Source organism: Nonomuraea polychroma (genome assembly GCF_004011505.1).
In the GTDB taxonomy this organism is placed as follows: Bacteria; Actinomycetota; Actinomycetes; order Streptosporangiales; family Streptosporangiaceae; genus Nonomuraea; species Nonomuraea polychroma.
Genome location: NZ_SAUN01000001.1, coordinates 6,568,256 through 6,584,712, shown reverse-complemented (window position 1 = coordinate 6,584,712; position 16,457 = coordinate 6,568,256). Strand labels below are relative to the sequence as shown.

Sequence of the window (16,457 nt, the reverse complement as noted above, 5' to 3'; positions counted from 1 at the left end):
CCCGCGGCGGCGCGCCGTGATGCCTGCGCCGCCCACGTGGCAACGCCCGTGACGCCTGCGCCGCCCACGTGGCGACGTCCGCGCCGCATCGCGCCGCCCGTGCTACGCCGCCCGCCCGCGGCGCGACGGCCTGCGACGCGTCGCCCGCGCCGCTATGGCCTGCGGCGGCGCGCCGTGGCTGCATGCGGTCGGGCACTGCCGCTGTCCAGGCGTCTGCGGTCAGTGCTGGACGCGAATGCCGCGACGGATGCCTCTGCCGCAGGCTCGGCTGCAACGCTCGCGGACACAACCCGGCCGCGGCCGTGCATGCCGACCGCCGCATGTGGGAGGCCGGTTCCCTATGCGGCTGCTCTTACGCCGGGGGAGCACCGGACTCGGCGCCACCGCCCGATTCCGCTCGCAGCTGCCGAAAGCCGCCGTTTCCGCCTTTGGCCGGTGCGCCTGACCGGTGCGCCCACGAGATCGCATCGCTCCCACAGCCCGTCCGGTATGCCCGGCAGCAGCGGCCGACCCGGTGCCGGCGGGCGGGTGGCCAGCGGACGATGTCAGCCGATGCCGGACAGGCGGTTGAGGATCTCGCCGAGGATGGACTCGCTGGTGGCGAAGTTCAGGCGGACGTACTCCGCCCCACCGGGCCCGAAGCCCTCCCCGTCCGTCAGCAGCACCTTGGCCTCCCGTTCGATGACCTCTGCCATCCCCGTCCGCCCCACATGCAGCCACGCCAGATATGTCGCCTGAGGGATCCGATAGCGGAAGGTGTCGGGCAGGCGGGCGGCGATCGTGTGCCGGTGACGATCCAGCAGGGCACGAACGTCCTCCAGCCAGGCGTCCCCGTGCCGCCACGCCGCCACGGTCGCCTCGACCCCGAACAGGTTGGCGGACCCGTACACGAAGGGCGGCTGCGCCTCCAGGGCCTTTCGGACCCCGTGGTGCCCGAGGTGGGCGACCGAGACCCGGATGCCGCCCAGGTTGAACGCCTTCGTCGCGGACGTGAGGGTGACGGTGCGTTCGGGGAGGATCGTGGCGAACGGGATGTGCCGGTGCGGCTCGAAAGTGAGGTCGGCATGGATCTCGTCCGAGATGACGAGCAGATCGTGGCGTTCGGCCTGCTCGGCCAGGTCGGTGAGCTCCTCGCGGGTGAACACCCGGCCGGTCGGGTTGTGCGGGTTCACCAGGAGCAGCACCCGGCAGCCCGACAGGTCGGGCACCTCGAAACGCCACGATTCGCCGTCGGGCTCGGCCTGGATGGGCGTCAGGGGACGCTCCATGAGCTGCAGCGTCGTCAGGAACGGGTGGTAGGCGGGGGTGTGCACGGCCACGCCGTCGCCTGGCTTGGTCCAGACGTGGAGCAGCACCTGGAGTGCCTGGTTGAGGTCGCTGAACGATCGCACCAGCGACGGGTCGGCCGACCAGCCATACCGGCCCGCCATACGTTCGGCGAACGCCTCCGCCAGCGGCCCTGCGTTGGGCTTGTCCAGCCAGGCCGGGTAGCCGAGGTCGGCGCCGGCCCGGCGCCGGAGCGCCTCGATGACCTCGGGCGCGGTGGGGAGGTCCATGTCGGCGATCCATGCAGGAATGACCCCAGGACCCGCCTTTGCCCACTTAAATCCATCATTTCGTGCCTTGAGGTCTTCTGGGCGGTATGCGGTATTCACCCAGACATTCTAGGATTTTGGATTGTGATGAGGTCGCGGCATCGATGTGTGGCAGGCTGAGCTGTGATGACGCCCCACCCGAAGATCGACGCGATCGTTGAGACGTACCTGTCAGTGGCTGACGCGGCGGCGCCCGGGCTGGTCGAAGGACTCTACCTGGAGGGGTCGGCGGCGCTGGACGACTACCGGCCTGTCACGAGCGACGTCGACTTCGTCGCGGTGACGGCCGCCGGGCCGCCGATCGAGACGCTGGAACGCATCCACACCAGCCTCGGCGCCCACCCGTTCGAAGGCGTCTACCTGACCTGGGACGACCTCCGTCGCAACCCCTTGGACCTGGGGACGCGCCCGTGGGCACTCGCGGGCAAGTTCAATCCCCAGGGCGGCGTCAATCCGGTCACGTGGCACACGCTGGCCCGCTACGGCGTCGCCTGCCGCGGTCCCAAGCCGGCGGAGATCGACATCTGGAGCGATCCGGCCGTCCTCGCCGCCTGGACCGACGCCAATCTCGACCGCTACTGGCGGCGGCTGGTGACCCGGGCCTCACGCCTGCTCTCCCCGTGGGGGCTGGCCTCGCTGGGCGGGTACGCCACCGTGTGGATCGTCACGGGCGTCTCCCGGCTGCACTACACGCTGGCGACCGGCGACCTCACCTCCAAGTCGGGTGCGGCCCGGCATGCGCGGGAGGCGTTCCCCGAGCGCTGGCACCGCGTGATCGACGAGGCGCTGCGGCTACGTGCGGACGACACCGCGACCCCCTCGCTCGGAAGCCTGGTCGCGGGGCTGGGCGAGCACTTCGGCACACCCCGGCGCTCGCTGTACGGCTCCCCGTTCGAGCGGCGGCGAGACGTGCTGGCCTTCGCCGACCAGGTGATCAGTGCAGGTCACGAGCTGTACGCCCGTTAGGGATTGACGGCGGCCCGCCCCAGGGGTACGAATGCGCTCACCCGCCCACGATGGCGAGGTGAGATGTTAACGCTAACACCACAGAGGGGCGCTTGATGCGTACACGTGGAGGCATTCGGAAGGCGTTCACCGGCGTCGTCGCGTTATTCGCCGCCATCGCGGCCGCCGTGTTCGCGCCGACCGGCCCGGCTCACGCCGCCGGCCCGGCGCCGCACTACCTGATGACCGCGTTCACCAACAGCAGCGAGTCGAACATGTACGTCTACGACTCGGTGAACGCCACCACCTTCTCGCTCGTCCGCGCCAACGCCTACACCCCGCCGTCCGGCCTGATCCGCGACCCGAGCGTGCTGCGGCACACCGACGGCTACTACTACCTCGTCTACACCACCAACTGGACCGGCGACACCATCGGCTTCGCCCGCAGCGCCGACACCGTGACCTGGACCTTCCTCCGCAACGTCACCGTCGGCCTGAACGGCGCCACCGGCAGCACCTGGGCTCCGGAGTGGTTCAGAGACTCCGACGGCAGCGTCCATGTGATCTACTCGGCGTCCACGACCGGCACGGCGGGGCAGTTCCGACCGTACCGGATCACCGCCACGAACAGCGCCCTGTCCACCTGGAGCGCGCCGACGCCCCTCGGCATCCCGGCGAACTACATCGACAGCTTCGTCGTCAAGGTCGGCTCCACCTACCACAACTTCCTCAAGAACGAGACGACCAAATACATCGAACACGCCACCGCCACCTCGCTCAACGGCCCCTGGCAGTTCACCGGCACAGGCAACTGGGCCGGCTGGGGCTCGGGTCTGGAGGGTCCGGCGCTGACGCGGCTGCCGGACGGCCGGTGGCGCATCTACTTCGACAACTACACCGGCGGCCGCTACTACTACGCCGACAGTTCGAACCTCACCTCGTTCGGCGCCAAGGTCGAACTGCCCGGCCTGTCCGGCACCGCCAGGCACTTCACCGTGCTGCGCGAGGACGTCGGCGACACGACCGCGGTGCCCACAGGCAACCGCTCACTCCGCTCGGCCAACTTCCCCGATCGGTACGTGCGCCACCGCGACTACCTCGCCTACGTGGACCCGCTCAGCTCCGCGAGCCCGCTCGCCGACCGCCGGGACGCCACGTTCACCGTCGTCGCCGGGCTGGCGCACGCCGGCTGCTACTCCTTCCAGTCCGTCAACCAGCCCGGCTACTACTTGCGGCACTACAACATGCGGCTGACCCTGCAACGCGACGACGGATCGGCGATCTTCAAGGGCGACGCCACGTACTGCGGGCGCACCGGACTGGCGGGCGCGGGCACGATCTCCTTCGAGTCGTACAACCTGCCCGGCCGCTTCCTGCGCCACTACAACTACGAGATGCGCCTGGACCTGCGAGCCTCCGGCTCGGTGTTCGCCGGCGACGCCTCCTACACCGTGACCTCGCCGCTGTCATGAACAGACACCTGCGTAGGGTCGCCGCCCTCGTCCTGGCTACGCTGCTCGCCGTGATGACGCTTCCCGCCGGAGCCGCCCACGCCTCGCCGGCCGTGCAGTACACCAACCCGTTGGCCGCCCAGCGCGCCGACCCGCACATCTTCCGCCACACCGACGGCTACTACTACTTCACCGCGACCGTCCCCGAGTACGACCGCATCGTGCTGCGCCGGGCCACCACCATCCAGGGCCTCGCCAGCGCTCCGGAGACGGTCATCTGGCGCAAACATGCGACCGGCGAGATGGGCGCGCACATCTGGGCGCCGGAGATCCACTTCATCAACGGCAGGTGGTACGTGTACTTCGCGGCGGGCCGAGCCGACGACGTGTGGCGGATCCGCATGTACGTCCTGGAGAACTCCAGCGCCAACCCACTGACCGGCACCTGGACCGAGCGCGGCCGGATCACTACTCCGTGGGACACCTTCTCCCTGGACGCCACCACCTTCGTCGCGAACGGCGTGCGCTACCTGCTCTGGGCGCAGCAGGAACCGGGCATCGCGACCAACTCCAACCTGTACATCGCCCGCATGGGCGCCAACCCCTGGACGATCACCGGCCCCACGACCCGGCTGACCGTGCCCACGCTGGCCTGGGAGACCCGCGGTTACAAAGTGGCCGAAGGTCCCTCGGTGCTGCAGCGCAATGGACGGCTCTTCCTCACCTACTCCGCCAGCGCCACGGACGCCAACTACTGCCTCGGACTGCTGACCGCCTCGGCATCGGCGGATCCGCTGCAGGCCTCCGCCTGGACGAAGAGCCCGAACCCGGTCTTCGCCTCCAGCGCCGCGACCAGCCAGTACGGTCCCGGCCACAACTCCTTCACGGTGTCGGAGGATGGGCAGAGCGACATCCTCGTCTACCATGATCGCAACTACCGCGATATTTCAGGCGATCCCCTGAATGATCCGAACCGGCGCACCCGAGTTCAGAAGATCTACTGGCGGGCCGACGGCACCCCGGACTTCGGCATCCCGGTCCCCGACGGAGCGACGCCGGTGCGGCTGATGTCGTACGACATGCCCGTATCCGCGATCAGACACTACGACTTCAGGGCGCGACTGGAGGCGAACGTCACCCCGCTGGCGGACTCCCAGTTCAGGATGACCACCGGGCTGTCCGGATCCGGCACGGTCTCACTGGAGTCGACCAACTTCCCTGGGTATTACCTGCGGCATCGCTCGTACGAGGCGTGGGTGGAGCGGCGAGACGGCACGAGCCTGTTCAACGCCGACGCCGGCTTCCATCGGCGGGCCGGTCTGTCGGGCTCGGGCACGGTGTCGTTCGAGTCGGTGAACTTCCCCGGGTATTTCCTGCGCCATCGCGCCGGCCAGGTGTGGCTCGAGCAGAACGACGGCACGAGCGCCTTCCGCGGCAGCGCCAGTTTCCTCCTGGAGTGAACGCCGGCCTGAAACGAACGCCATCCACAGACCCGCTTCCGCAGCGTCCAGACGACGCCGCGCGAGCACGCCGCTCACCCGAGCGGGCGCACGACATCCCCTAGGGGTGACTGTCTGTGTGCAGCTTGATTGGTGACTCGACGCCCGAGACCCATCTGTCGATGGGCTGTGCGACGTTCGAGAGTGGGAGCGTCGAGTCACGTATTCGCGTAGGAGGTTGAGGGACGAGCATGACGAATGGCGGGGTCGGCGGTGCGGTGCCGTGCCTCGTCGGCGTGTGTATTTTGGCGCGCGCCGGAACGCGGCGCGGCGATGTGGCGCGCGCCCAAGCCGCCGACCCGATTAGAGCCGGCGCAGGACCGCTACGACCTTGCCCAGGACGGTGGCCTCGTCACCGGGGATGGGCTCGTAGTTGGGGTTGTGCGGGACGAGCCAGACATGGCCGTCCTTGCGCTTGAAGGTCTTGACGGTGGCCTCGCCGTCGATCATGGCGGCTACGATGTCGCCGCTCTCCGCCACTGGCTGCTGGCGGACGACCACCCAGTCGCCGTCGGCGATGGCGGCCTCGATCATCGAATCACCGGCGACCTGCAGGAGGAACAGCGTGCCTTCGCCGACGAGCTGCTTGGGCAGCGCGAAGACGTCCTCGACGCTCTCCTCGGCCAGGATCGGGCCACCGGCGGCGATGCGGCCGACAAGCGGAACGTAGGCGGCCGTGGGACGGCTCACCGGAGGCTCGTCGTTTGCCGCGTCTGGGTCGACCCACAACACCGGCTCGCCCGGCAGGCGCACCTCGAGGGCGCGCGGCCGGTGGGGGTCGCGCCTGAGGTAGCCCTTGCGCTGGAGCGCCGTGAGCTGATGCGACACGCTGGAGGTGCTGGTCAGCTGCACCGCTTCGCCGATTTCCCGCATGGAGGGCGGATATCCGCGCTGTTGCACCGAGTCGCGAATCACTTCGAGGATCTTGCGCTGCCTGGGCGTCAGACCCAGGGAGTCGCGTCTGCGCACCGCGAGGTCGCTGACCCCGTTTGCGTCATCCCGCTCGGTCATGCTCTGCCTCCTAGCCCAGCCGCCCGCCCTACCGGCGGACCTGCCGTTCTGTGGTCTCGATGTCGCACACAGCGACGTTATCGCTGTTGAAGATCATCTTCAAACAATTGTTCGAGTCTTCCTCGAAATTGTCGCCAGTGTGGTGTACAACATCGTACGGGAGTTCGATCGACACCGTGTTCGATTTGCTGATCTTTATTCGGCCTTTTCCTCAGGCCACACGGCAGGAGGTCATCCATGCGAGCGACCACAAACACGGACACGACCAGCGAAGACACCAAACAGCTCACACTCATTGCCGATGCTACGCAGAGTAAGGACCGACGGGGAGACAATACGCGGGCCGAGGGCGGCTCCCGTGGAAATTCCGGTAAGAGGTTGGGGCTCCGTTCGAGTGGTCCCGCAAGGCGCGGAGGAGCATCGTCGGAGGGGATTGCGGGCCGGGGTCAGGGGAGGCCCCGCCTGCGGCTGGTCCCGCCGCCTCGGTCCGACACGGATGCGGACGAGCCGAGCCGGCCGGGCCCGTCGGCAGCCGCAGGCGTCGACGCCGCGAAGAGCCCTCCGGCCGCCGTGCGACGGCGGTCTTCCGGCATGGGCCAAGGTCGCCGAGAGCAGGGAGCCGGTACGGGTCGGGGAGGGCCCGGAACCGGCACACACCTCGGCGCCGGCGCAGGTCGCGGTCGGATGGGGCGGAGCGGCGGGGTCGATGGCGGGGCTGGTCGTGGTGGGGGGCCCAGTGTCGGGAGGCCCAGTGGCGGGGCGGTCCGTGGTCGGTTTGGGACGAGCGGTGGAGCCGGCGGTGGGCCCGGCGGTGGAGCCGGTCGCGGCGTGTCCGGGGTGGGGACGCCACATGGCTTGCCTGGCGCCGGCAGGGCGCGGGCCAAGCTTGCGGCAGGCAACGGGCCGGGGATGCCCGGGGCGCGCCGGTGGCGGGGAAGGGCCGACACGGCGAAGGGGGTTGGCCGGCGATGGAAGCGCAGGGCCATCGGGCGGCGTGATCGTCGAAGGCTGTCACGGCGTGACCGCCGGTCCGCGCCGCCCGTGCGGCTGACTCGCCGAGGGCGGGTCGTGCTCGTGGTGGCGGTGGCGTTACTGTCGCTCGGCGGATTCTGGCTCGGGACGCGCGCCGCCGGTCATGCGGCGGTGCAGGTCGTCGTTCCCGGTCACGCCGGCCTGCCGTGGGTGGAGGTCCGTCAGGGGGACACGTTGTGGGCGATCGCCGACGTGCTCTCCGGGGGAGAGGATCCCGGAGTGGTGGTCGAGGAGATCAAGCGCCTGAACGGGCTCCCCGACTCGATCATCCATCCCGGCACTCGTCTCTATGTCCCGAGGGACATCGCCAGGGTGGGGCCCTGAATCGCGCGACGCTGACGACGTCGAGGTCGCCATGCCGAGGGGCCTGCGACGCCGAGGGTCGCCACGTCGTGAGGTGACGGCGTCGAGCATTGCCACGTCGTGAGGCGGCGTCGTGAGGGTCGCCAGCGTCGTGAGGCGACGTCGTGAGGGTCGCCAGCGTCGTGAGGCGACGTCGTGAGTGCGATGTCTGATCGGTCGTGCTGGTCTGATCGGGTGCTCCCTGTTGCGCCGCGCCAGAGTCGGGGCGGTTGGCCGCGCGCGGTCGGGCGATGCCGGGGAACGCCTTAGGGCGTTGTGCTGCGATGCGGTGCCGGAGGGTGCGTCGAGCACGGAGGGCCCTCCGGTACTGTTGTGAGGTTTGTTCACGGCCGTGACCGCCAGCAATGCATGTGACAAGGCCGGGCCTTCGTCCCGCCGCTCGGGAAGGCCGACACGCCCGAGGCTCGAGGCGACTACGGGCTGATCAGCGACTTCAGCCGGATGGGCCCGCTCAACTTGCGTTCATGGTCGCACGCTTCTACGGTTGGACCACAACATCTAGTAGTTACACCGATGTAGTTCACCACACCTTGTGTTTTCGTGACCGCTCCATGGCCAGCCGTGGAGTGTGCGCAAGCGTCCCGTGACGGCGGTTTCGTCCGGGTGATGACGTATGGGCGCGTGTGGTGGCCGCGGGTCGAGGAGGCGAAAGCGTGCACTGTCCGTTCTGTCGCCACCCCGACACGAGGGTCATCGACAGCCGCTCGACGGACGACGGCGCGGCCATCAGGCGCCGCCGCACCTGCCCGGAGTGCGGGCGCCGGTTCACCACGCAGGAGACCGTGCTGCTCATGGTCAGCAAGCGCAGCGGGGTGACGGAGCCGTTCTCGCGGGACAAGGTCGTCGCGGGCGTACGGCGGGCCTGCCAGGGAAGACCGGTCAGCGAGGACTCGCTGGCGCAGCTCGGGCAGCGGGTGGAGGAGGCCATCAGGGCCAAGGGCGCGGCCGAGATCCCCTCCAACGAGGTGGGCCTGGCGATCTTGGGCCCGCTGCGGGAGCTCGACGAGGTGGCCTATCTGCGATTCGCATCGGTATATCGCGGTTTCGAGAGCCTGGCGGACTTCGAGGCCGAGATCTCACAGTTGAAGGCGGAGAAGGGGGAGTCATGACGGAGACGGCCAGCGGTTCAGTGGCGCGCGGGGGTAAGCGTCCGCGTAAGGGACTGAAGATGAAGCGGATCTTCACCAAGCCCGGCGTGCACCCGTATGACGAGATCCAGTGGGAGCGCCGCGACGTCGTCATGACGAACTGGCGCGACGGCTCGGTCAACTTCGAGCAGCGGGGCGTCGAGTTCCCCGCGTTCTGGTCGGTCAACGCGGCCAACATCGTGACGACGAAATACTTCCGCGGCGCCGTGGGCACCCCGCAGCGCGAGTGGAGCCTGAAGCAGCTGATCGACCGGGTCGTCGGCGTCTACACCCGTACCGGCCTCGAGCACGGCTACTTCGCCAGCGACGAGGACGCCGAGATCTTCGACCACGAGCTGAAGCACGCACTGGCGCACCAGGTGTTCGCGTTCAACTCGCCGGTGTGGTTCAACGTGGGCACCCAGTCGCCTCAGCAGGTAAGCGCTTGTTTCATTCTCTCCGTGGACGACCAGATGGAGTCGATCCTGGAGTGGTACAAGGAAGAGGGTGTGATCTTCAAGGGCGGTTCCGGGTCGGGCGTCAACCTGTCCAGGATCCGTTCCTCGAAGGAGTTGCTCAGCAGCGGCGGCACGGCCAGCGGGCCGGTGTCGTTCATGCGCGGCGCGGACGCGTCCGCGGGGACGATCAAGTCCGGTGGCGCCACCCGCCGGGCCGCCAAGATGGTCGTCCTCGACGTCGATCACCCCGACATCGAGGAGTTCATCGAGACCAAGGCGCGCGAGGAGGACAAGATCCGCGCGCTGCGGGACGCCGGCTTCGACATGGACCTGGGCGGCAAGGACATCGTCTCCGTCCAATACCAGAACGCCAACAACTCGGTGCGCGTCTCCGACGAGTTCATGCGGGCCGTCGAGAAGGGCGAGAAGTTCGGCCTGCGCGCCCGGCTCACCGGCGAGGTGATCGAGACGGTCGACGCCAAGGACTTGTTCCGCAAGATGGCCAAGGCCGCCTGGGAGTGCGCCGACCCCGGTCTGCAGTACGACGACACGATCAACGACTGGCACACCACCCCCGAGACGGGGCGGATCACCGCCAGCAACCCGTGCAGCGAATACGTCCACCTGGACAACTCCTCCTGCAACCTGGCCAGCATCAACCTGCTGAAGTTCCTGAAGGACGACAACACCTTCAACGTCGCCGACTTCGTCAAGCTGACCGAGCTGATCATCACCGCGATGGACATCTCGATCACGTTCGCCGACTTCCCGACGGAGAAGATCGGCGAGACCACGCGGGCGTACCGGCAGCTCGGCATCGGCTACGCCAACCTCGGCGCGCTGCTGATGGCGACCGGCCACGCCTACGACTCCGACGGCGGCCGGGCCGTGGCGGGGGCGATCACGTCGCTGATGACCGGCGTGTCCTACCGCCGCAGCGCCGAGCTGGCCGGGGTCGTGGGGGCGTACGACGGTTATGCGAGAAACGCCGAGCCGCACAAGCGGGTCATGCGCAAGCACTCGGCGGCGAACGACTCCCTGCGCACGATCGGCTCGATGGACGCCAAGATCCACGCCGAGGCGTCGCGCCAGTGGGCGGAGTGCCTCAAGCTCGGCGAGAAGAACGGCTACCGCAACGCCCAGGCCAGCCTCCTGGCCCCGACCGGCACGATCGGGCTCATGATGGACTGCGACACGACCGGCATCGAGCCGGACCTGGCGCTGGTCAAGTTCAAGAAGCTCGTCGGCGGCGGCTCGATGCAGATCGTCAACCAGACGATCCCGCGGGCGCTCAAGCAGCTCGGCTACCAGCAGGAGCAGATCGAGGCCATCGTCGAGTACATCGCCGAGCACGGCCACGTCGTCGACGCGCCGGGCCTGCGCAAGGAGCACTACGAGGTGTTCGACTGCGCGATGGGCGAGCGGGCGATCGCGCCGATGGGGCACGTCCGCATGATGGCGGCCACCCAGCCGTTCCTGTCCGGCGCCATCTCCAAGACGGTCAACCTGCCCGAGTCGGCCACGATCGACGACATCGAGCAGGTTTACATGGAGGGCTGGACGCTCGGGCTCAAGGCCCTGGCCGTCTACCGCGACAACTGCAAGGTCGGCCAGCCGCTGTCGGCCGGCAACGGCGCCAAGAAGGAGGAGGCGGCCAAGGAGCCCGAGGTCAAGGTCATCGAGGTCAACCGGCCGACCCGGCGGCGCATGCCCAACCAGCGGCCGAGCATGACCACCCGCTTCACGGTGGGCGGCGCCAAGGGCTACATGACCGCTTCGTCCTACCCCGACGACGGGCTCGGCGAGGTCTTCCTCAAGATGTCCAAGCAGGGTTCGACCCTGGCGGGCGTCATGGACGCGTTCTCCGTCGCGATCTCCATCGGTCTCCAGTACGGGGTGCCGCTGGAGACGTACATGAGCAAGTTCGTGAACATGCGGTTCGAGCCGGCGGGCATGACGGACGACCCGGACATCCGGATGGCGACGTCGGTGATGGACTACATCTTCCGCCGCCTGGCCCTGGACCACCTGCCCTATGAGGAGCGGGCTGCCCTGGGCATCTTCTCGGCGGCGGAGCGGGCCGCGCAGCAGCGCGGGGAGGACCCCGCGGCGTTGCAGGAGACGGTGGACCGGGAGGCGCTGGCCCAGTCGGCGCCGATCGAGGAGAAGCCGAGGGAGACCGGCCTGAGCCCGGCGGCGGCCAAGGAGGAGCTGACGCTGGAGAGCCACCAGCGCTTCACGGCCGACGCACCGCTCTGCATGACCTGCGGCACCAAGATGCGTCCCGCCGGCAGCTGCTACGTCTGCGAAGGCTGCGGCTCCACCAGCGGCTGCAGCTGAGCCAGAAGCTCTCGGGGAGACGGCTGAGGCCGTCTCCCCGAGAGCTCTCGAGACGGCGCCGGCGGGCTACGCGACGCACCCGGATGTCGATGTGCGTCCTGTTCCTGGCCGCCCGCCGGACCGTCTTGCCGTCCGGTCGTCAGGTGTCGAGCAACTCGTCCAGCACGTCCGGCTTGTTGGTGATGATCCCGTCCACTCGGTAGGTCAGCATCCGGCGCATGACATCCGGATTGTCCACCGTCCAGGTGAGGACCTGCATCCCGAGACCCTGCACGCGGCGCACGTATGACGGCGTGAGCGTGGTGTACTGCGGGTTGATCTGGTCGGCGAACGTCGCCAGCTCGGGCAGCGCGGAGGTGGAGGGTGTGCCGAGGAGCCCGATCGGCACGTCGGGCAGCAGCCGGTGGAACCTCCGCATCGACTCGAAGTCGAACGACTGCACCACCAGCCGCCCCGGCGAGAGCCAGCTCGAGTGGCGGCGCAGCTCGTCGGCGATGCGCCGCTCGATCCCCGGGTAGAGCTCCGGTTTCTTGACCTCCAGAAGGAGTCCCATGCCGGAGCCGCTCATCGCGCGCAGCGCCTCACCCAGCGTGGGCACTCGTTCGCCTGCGTACTCGTCGCTGAGCCAGGAGCCGGCGTCCAGCTTGCCGATCTGCGCGAGCGTGAGGTCGCCGACGTTCCAGGGCGACAGGCCGGGGAAGACCCGTTCCACGTTCGTGGTGCGGGACAGGGTGGTGTCGTGCATGAGGACCAGTTCGTGGTCCTTGGTCTCTTGGACGTCGAGCTCGAACATGTCGGCCCGGTGCTTGCCGGCCAGCTCGAAGGCGGCGATCGTGTTCTCGGGAGCGTACGCGGACGCGCCCCGATGCGCGACGTTGAGCACCGCCGGGGCGGCGGTGGCCGCGGTGGCGGGGGCCGCGAGAGCGGACAGTACGGTGGCGAGGACGAGCACAACACATCGGAACATGGGTCTCCTCCTGTGGAGAGGGGCCTACGAACCGACGGTGACAAGATTGCATGACCAACAGTTGAGAGAAGAGTAGACCCGCGATGCCGGGGTGATGAGCAAACGACACGCCCGCACGGGTCAATGGGGATCATGTAGCGGCGACGATCTAGCCTGAATGTCGTGAGATCTGCCGGTACGCTGGCCATCCTCCTCTCCGCATGGTTCATGGCCCAGTTCGACTTCTTCGTCGTCAACGTGGCCGCCCCTTCCATCGAGCACGACCTGCACACCGGGCCCGCCGCCCTGGAGTTGATCGTCGGCGGCTACGCCTTCACGTACGCGGCCGGCATGATCACTGGCGGCCGGCTGGGCGACCGCTACGGCTATCGGCGCGTGTTCATCTGGGGCGTGGCCGCGTTCACCGTCGCCTCGGTGCTGTGCGGGATCGCCGTGAACCCGGCCCAACTGGTCGTCGCCCGCCTGCTGCAAGGCCTGGCGGGTGCGGCGATGGTGCCGCAGGTGCTGGCGACGATCTCGGCCGTGTACCCGCCGGCGGAGCGGAGCAGGGCAGTCGGCTGGTACGGCGCGGTCGGCGGTGTGGGCTCCATCGCGGGGCAGGTGCTCGGCGGCTTACTGCTGACGGCCGACGTGCTGGGCCTCGGCTGGCGGGTCGTCTTCCTCATCAACCTGCCCGTCGGCCTGTTCGTCGTGCCGCTGGCGGCGTGGCTGCTGCCGCACGTCGACACGGCCCGCAGGCCGAAGCTGGACCTGCCGGGCGCGGCCGGCCTGGCCGCGGGCCTGGCGTTGGTGCTGGTGCCGCTCGGCCTCGGCAACAGCCTGGGCTGGCCCGCCTGGACCTGGGTCAGCATGGCGGCGAGCGTGCCGGTGTTCGCGCTGACCTGGCGGTGGCAGCGGCGGCTCGGGGCGCGCGGCGGGCAGCCGGTGCTCGACCTGGCGCTGCTCAAGGTCCACTCCTACCTGGCGGGTGTCGGGTCGATCGTGGCCTTCATGGCGTACTTCGCCGCGTTCATGTTCACGCTGACGCTGCTGCTGCAGGGCGGGATGGGGCTGACGGCGTTCCAGGCGGGGCTGGCGTTCGCGCCGATGGGGGTGCTGTTCTCGCTCACCTCGGTGCTCGGGACGCGGCTGGTCAGGAGGTACGGGCTGATCGTCGTCATGATCGGCGGCACGGTGACGGCGCTCGGGCTCGGCCTGCTGGTGGCCACGGCCGGGCTCGGGCTGCCGTACGTCATGGGCGCGCTCATGCTCGTCGGCGCGGGCAACGGGCTGGTCCTGCCGCAGCTCATCGGGGCGGCGCTGGTGGAGGTCGAGCCGCACCAGGCCGGCATCGGCTCCGGCATGCTGAGCACGGCGCAGCAGTTCGCGGGGGCGGGCGGAGTGGCCGTGATCGGCGCGGTGTTCTTCGCGGCCGCGCGGGACGGCGGCCACGTCGCCGCAATGCGCTGGTCGGCCGCCATCGACCTGGGGCTCGTGCTGATCGTGATCGCGACCGTGGCCTACAACCGGCGCCGGGCTAGTCGCCGAGAGCGGTCCCGTACAGCCGTGACGCCCTGAGCCTGATCACCAGCCGGCGGTCGGTCACCATCTGCTGCAGGAACGCCACCTCGTCGGTCAGCGCCGTCTGCATGGCGAGCAGCTCCATGCCCACCTCGTCTCCGGGCTCCGTGGTCACCGGCGACAACTCCGCCTCGCCCTCGGCCACGGCGTAGGACCAGAAGTCGTTGCTGGTCACGTACAGGGCGCAGAGCGGGTCCTTGTGCAGATCCCGCACTTTGAGCCGGTCGGCGATGGTCGAGATCCGCACGACGCGCTGGCGCGGGTCCCACGTGTAGAGGACGGTGGACAGGTGGGGGTGGCCGCTGCTCTGGTTGGTGGCCAGCGCGCCGAAACGCTGCTGCGCCAGCAGCTGCGACATCTCCTCGTCCGTCAACGATCTCGGTCCCGTGCCCGAGCCGTGTTCCTGCGGCACCTGACAAGTCCTCCATCGGGGTTGGAGACGTATCACCCTATCCGAAGCTGCTGGTTGAACGTCTGCGCGTCCGAGATCACCCAGTATTCGGCGAACCTGTCACCTTCGGCTCGCAGGATGTCGTGACCGCTGAAGGCCACCCTCGTCCCCACCGGCGCTCCGGCGCCGGGCAGACCGCCCCGGTACGCCCCGCTGAAGGTCCACCGGGCCGCCACCCGGTCCCCGTCCACGATCGGGCCCACGTCCAGCGTGACCGTGACGTCGCCGAACGGGGCGTGCCCCTGCTCCAGCGCTTCAACCAGTCCGCCGGGCCCGTGCACGTCCATGCCGGGCCAGTGGCCGACGAAGCCGGGGGTGACGAGGTCGTGGGCGAGCTTGAAGTCACCGTTCCACATCTCGAGCAGCCATCGCTCGTACAAGTCGGGGATCATTCCGGCCTCCTACCCGCTGCCCGATAAGTTACGAGCCGTGAATTTTGCTATTTCTGGCGGATATGTCGTGCCTGTCGACAGTGCCCCCATCGACGGCGGAGTCGTTCTCATCGCGGACGGGAAGATCGCCGAGGTGGGCGCGGACGTGCGGATCCCCGACGGCTTCGAGATCGTGGACGCCGCGGGTGGCTGGGTGCTGCCCGGCTTCGTGGAGGCCCACGGGCACCTGGGCGTGCACGAGGAGGCCGAGGGGTGGGCCGGCAGCGACACCAACGAGATGACCGACCCCAACGGCGCCCGCCTGCGTGCGCTCGACGCGATCAACCCCGCCGACCTCGCCTTCGCCGACGCGCTCTCCGGCGGCGTGACGACCGCGGTGATCAAGCCGGGCTCCGGCAACCCCATCGGCGGCCAGACGGTCGCGGTCAAGTGCTGGGGCAGGACCGTCGACGAGATGCTGATCAAGGAGCCGGTGAGCGTCAAGAGCGCACTCGGCGAGAACCCCAAGCGGGTGTACGGCGACCAGAAGAAACTGCCCTCCACCCGCCAGGGCATCGCCGCGGTGATCCGCGAGGCGCTCATGAAGGCCGAGGACTACAAGGCCAGGAAGGCCGCCGCGGCGGACGAGGGCAAGCCGTTCGACCGCGACGCCACCCTCGAGATCCTCGTCCGCGTGCTGGACGGTGAGCTGCCGTGGTGCCAGCACACCCACCGGGCCGACGACATCGCGACCGCGCTGCGGCTGGCGGCCGAGTTCGGCTACCGGCTGGTGATCAACCACGGCACCGAAGGTCATCTGCTGGCCGACACGCTGGCCGCCAGGAACGTCCCGGTGATCATCGGGCCGCTTTTCACCAGCCGGTCCAAGGTGGAGCTGCGGCAGCGCAGCCTGCGTAACCCCGGCATCCTGGCGCGGGCCGGGGTCGAGCTGGCCATCACCACCGACCATCCCGTCGTGCCGATCCACTTCCTCGTCCACCAGGCCACACTGGCGGTCAAGGAAGGACTCGACCGTGACACGGCGCTGCGCTCGATCACCGTGAACCCGGCCCGCATCATGGGCATCGACGACCGGGTGGGCGCGCTGCGGCCGGGGCTCGACGGCGACGTGGTCATCTGGTCCGGTGATCCGCTGGACGTCATGAGCCGCGCGTTGAGGGTGTTCATTTCCGGCCGGGAGGTGTATTCGTACACGGAGGGTGAGCCCATCGTGGCGGATCCGTACTACCGGGATTCAAGCAATCGTTAAGCGTCTGTAGATGCGTG

The 16,457-nt window shown here is 68.9% G+C and carries 13 protein-coding genes; 8 read left to right on the top strand and 5 right to left on the bottom strand.

What is annotated here, in order from left to right:
- Window positions 1–545 precede the first annotated feature (545 nt).
- Window positions 546–1,556 carry a MalY/PatB family protein gene (locus EDD27_RS30010; protein WP_127935362.1) on the bottom strand — a complete coding sequence of 337 codons (1,011 nt, stop codon included), beginning with the start codon at window positions 1,554–1,556 and terminating at the stop codon, window positions 546–548.
- A 165-nt stretch (window positions 1,557–1,721) separates the two neighbouring features.
- Here EDD27_RS30010 and EDD27_RS30005 point away from each other — a divergent pair, with 165 nt between their 5' ends.
- The 3 genes from EDD27_RS30005 (at window position 1,722) to EDD27_RS29995 (ending at window position 5,451) form a co-directional block, all read left to right on the top strand.
- Complete coding sequence (locus EDD27_RS30005; protein ID WP_127935361.1) at window positions 1,722–2,561, top strand: aminoglycoside adenylyltransferase domain-containing protein; 840 nt, start codon at window positions 1,722–1,724, stop codon at window positions 2,559–2,561.
- A 95-nt stretch (window positions 2,562–2,656) separates the two neighbouring features.
- On the top strand, window positions 2,657–4,012 hold the full coding sequence (locus EDD27_RS30000) for a glycoside hydrolase family 43 protein (protein ID WP_127935360.1): 1,356 nt from the start codon (window positions 2,657–2,659) through the stop codon (window positions 4,010–4,012).
- Window positions 4,009–5,451 carry a family 43 glycosylhydrolase gene (locus EDD27_RS29995; RefSeq protein WP_127935359.1) on the top strand — a complete coding sequence of 481 codons (1,443 nt, stop codon included), beginning with the start codon at window positions 4,009–4,011 and terminating at the stop codon, window positions 5,449–5,451. The genes EDD27_RS30000 and EDD27_RS29995 overlap by 4 nt, the downstream gene beginning before the upstream one ends.
- A gap of 342 nt (window positions 5,452–5,793) precedes the next feature.
- Here EDD27_RS29995 and lexA read toward each other — a convergent pair whose 3' ends face one another.
- The gene (gene lexA / locus EDD27_RS29990; RefSeq protein WP_127935358.1) at window positions 5,794–6,501 is read right to left on the bottom strand and encodes a transcriptional repressor LexA; all 708 of its coding nucleotides are present in this window, start codon (window positions 6,499–6,501) and stop codon (window positions 5,794–5,796) included.
- 1,041 nt (window positions 6,502–7,542) lie between these two features.
- Between lexA and EDD27_RS29985 the strand changes: the two genes are divergently transcribed.
- From EDD27_RS29985 to EDD27_RS29975, 3 genes are all read left to right on the top strand, one after another.
- Entirely contained in the window at window positions 7,543–7,857 is a 315-nt protein-coding gene (locus EDD27_RS29985; RefSeq protein ID WP_164903843.1) for a LysM peptidoglycan-binding domain-containing protein, read from the top strand.
- Window positions 7,858–8,549: 692 nt separating this feature from the next.
- A complete protein-coding gene (gene nrdR, locus EDD27_RS29980) occupies window positions 8,550–9,005 on the top strand; it encodes a transcriptional regulator NrdR (RefSeq protein WP_090941385.1) in 456 nt (151 codons plus the stop codon).
- Entirely contained in the window at window positions 9,002–11,821 is a 2,820-nt protein-coding gene (locus EDD27_RS29975; RefSeq protein ID WP_127935356.1) for a vitamin B12-dependent ribonucleotide reductase, read from the top strand. Before nrdR ends, EDD27_RS29975 begins: the two co-directional genes overlap by 4 nt.
- Window positions 11,822–11,960: 139 nt before the next feature.
- On the opposite strand, the gene EDD27_RS29970 is transcribed toward EDD27_RS29975, so the two are convergent.
- Entirely contained in the window at window positions 11,961–12,788 is an 828-nt protein-coding gene (locus EDD27_RS29970) for a glycerophosphodiester phosphodiesterase (RefSeq protein WP_127935355.1), read from the bottom strand.
- A 162-nt stretch (window positions 12,789–12,950) separates the two neighbouring features.
- Between EDD27_RS29970 and EDD27_RS29965 the strand changes: the two genes are divergently transcribed.
- A complete protein-coding gene (locus tag EDD27_RS29965) occupies window positions 12,951–14,345 on the top strand; it encodes an MFS transporter (protein WP_206641720.1) in 1,395 nt (464 codons plus the stop codon).
- On the opposite strand, the gene EDD27_RS29960 is transcribed toward EDD27_RS29965, so the two are convergent.
- Window positions 14,305–14,706 (bottom strand): TIGR03618 family F420-dependent PPOX class oxidoreductase, encoded by a 402-nt coding sequence (locus EDD27_RS29960; RefSeq protein ID WP_127935354.1) that lies wholly within the window; start codon window positions 14,704–14,706, stop codon window positions 14,305–14,307. The genes EDD27_RS29965 and EDD27_RS29960 overlap by 41 nt on opposite strands.
- Before the next feature lie 86 nt (window positions 14,707–14,792).
- Entirely contained in the window at window positions 14,793–15,191 is a 399-nt protein-coding gene (locus EDD27_RS29955) for an ester cyclase (RefSeq protein WP_127935353.1), read from the bottom strand.
- Between the two features lie 67 nt (window positions 15,192–15,258).
- On the opposite strand from EDD27_RS29955, the gene EDD27_RS29950 reads away from it, so the two are divergent.
- Window positions 15,259–16,440: an amidohydrolase gene (locus EDD27_RS29950; protein WP_421916006.1), complete on the top strand. Its 1,182-nt coding sequence runs from the start codon at window positions 15,259–15,261 to the stop codon at window positions 16,438–16,440.
- The last annotated feature ends 17 nt before the right edge of the window (window positions 16,441–16,457 follow it).

Bases quoted from the DNA above. Each gene is read 5' to 3' on its own strand.
- EDD27_RS30010 (WP_127935362.1), bottom strand. From the start codon at position 1,556: ATGGACCTCCCCACCGCGCCCGAGGTCATCGAGGCGCTCCGGCGCCGG.
- EDD27_RS30005 (WP_127935361.1), top strand. From the start codon at position 1,722: ATGACGCCCCACCCGAAGATCGACGCGATCGTTGAGACGTACCTGTCA.
- EDD27_RS30000 (WP_127935360.1), top strand. From the start codon at position 2,657: ATGCGTACACGTGGAGGCATTCGGAAGGCGTTCACCGGCGTCGTCGCG.
- EDD27_RS29995 (WP_127935359.1), top strand. From the start codon at position 4,009: ATGAACAGACACCTGCGTAGGGTCGCCGCCCTCGTCCTGGCTACGCTG.
- lexA (WP_127935358.1), bottom strand. From the start codon at position 6,501: ATGACCGAGCGGGATGACGCAAACGGGGTCAGCGACCTCGCGGTGCGC.
- EDD27_RS29975 (WP_127935356.1), top strand. From the start codon at position 9,002: ATGACGGAGACGGCCAGCGGTTCAGTGGCGCGCGGGGGTAAGCGTCCG.
- EDD27_RS29970 (WP_127935355.1), bottom strand. From the start codon at position 12,788: ATGTTCCGATGTGTTGTGCTCGTCCTCGCCACCGTACTGTCCGCTCTC.
- EDD27_RS29960 (WP_127935354.1), bottom strand. From the start codon at position 14,706: ATGTCGCAGCTGCTGGCGCAGCAGCGTTTCGGCGCGCTGGCCACCAAC.
- EDD27_RS29955 (WP_127935353.1), bottom strand. From the start codon at position 15,191: ATGATCCCCGACTTGTACGAGCGATGGCTGCTCGAGATGTGGAACGGT.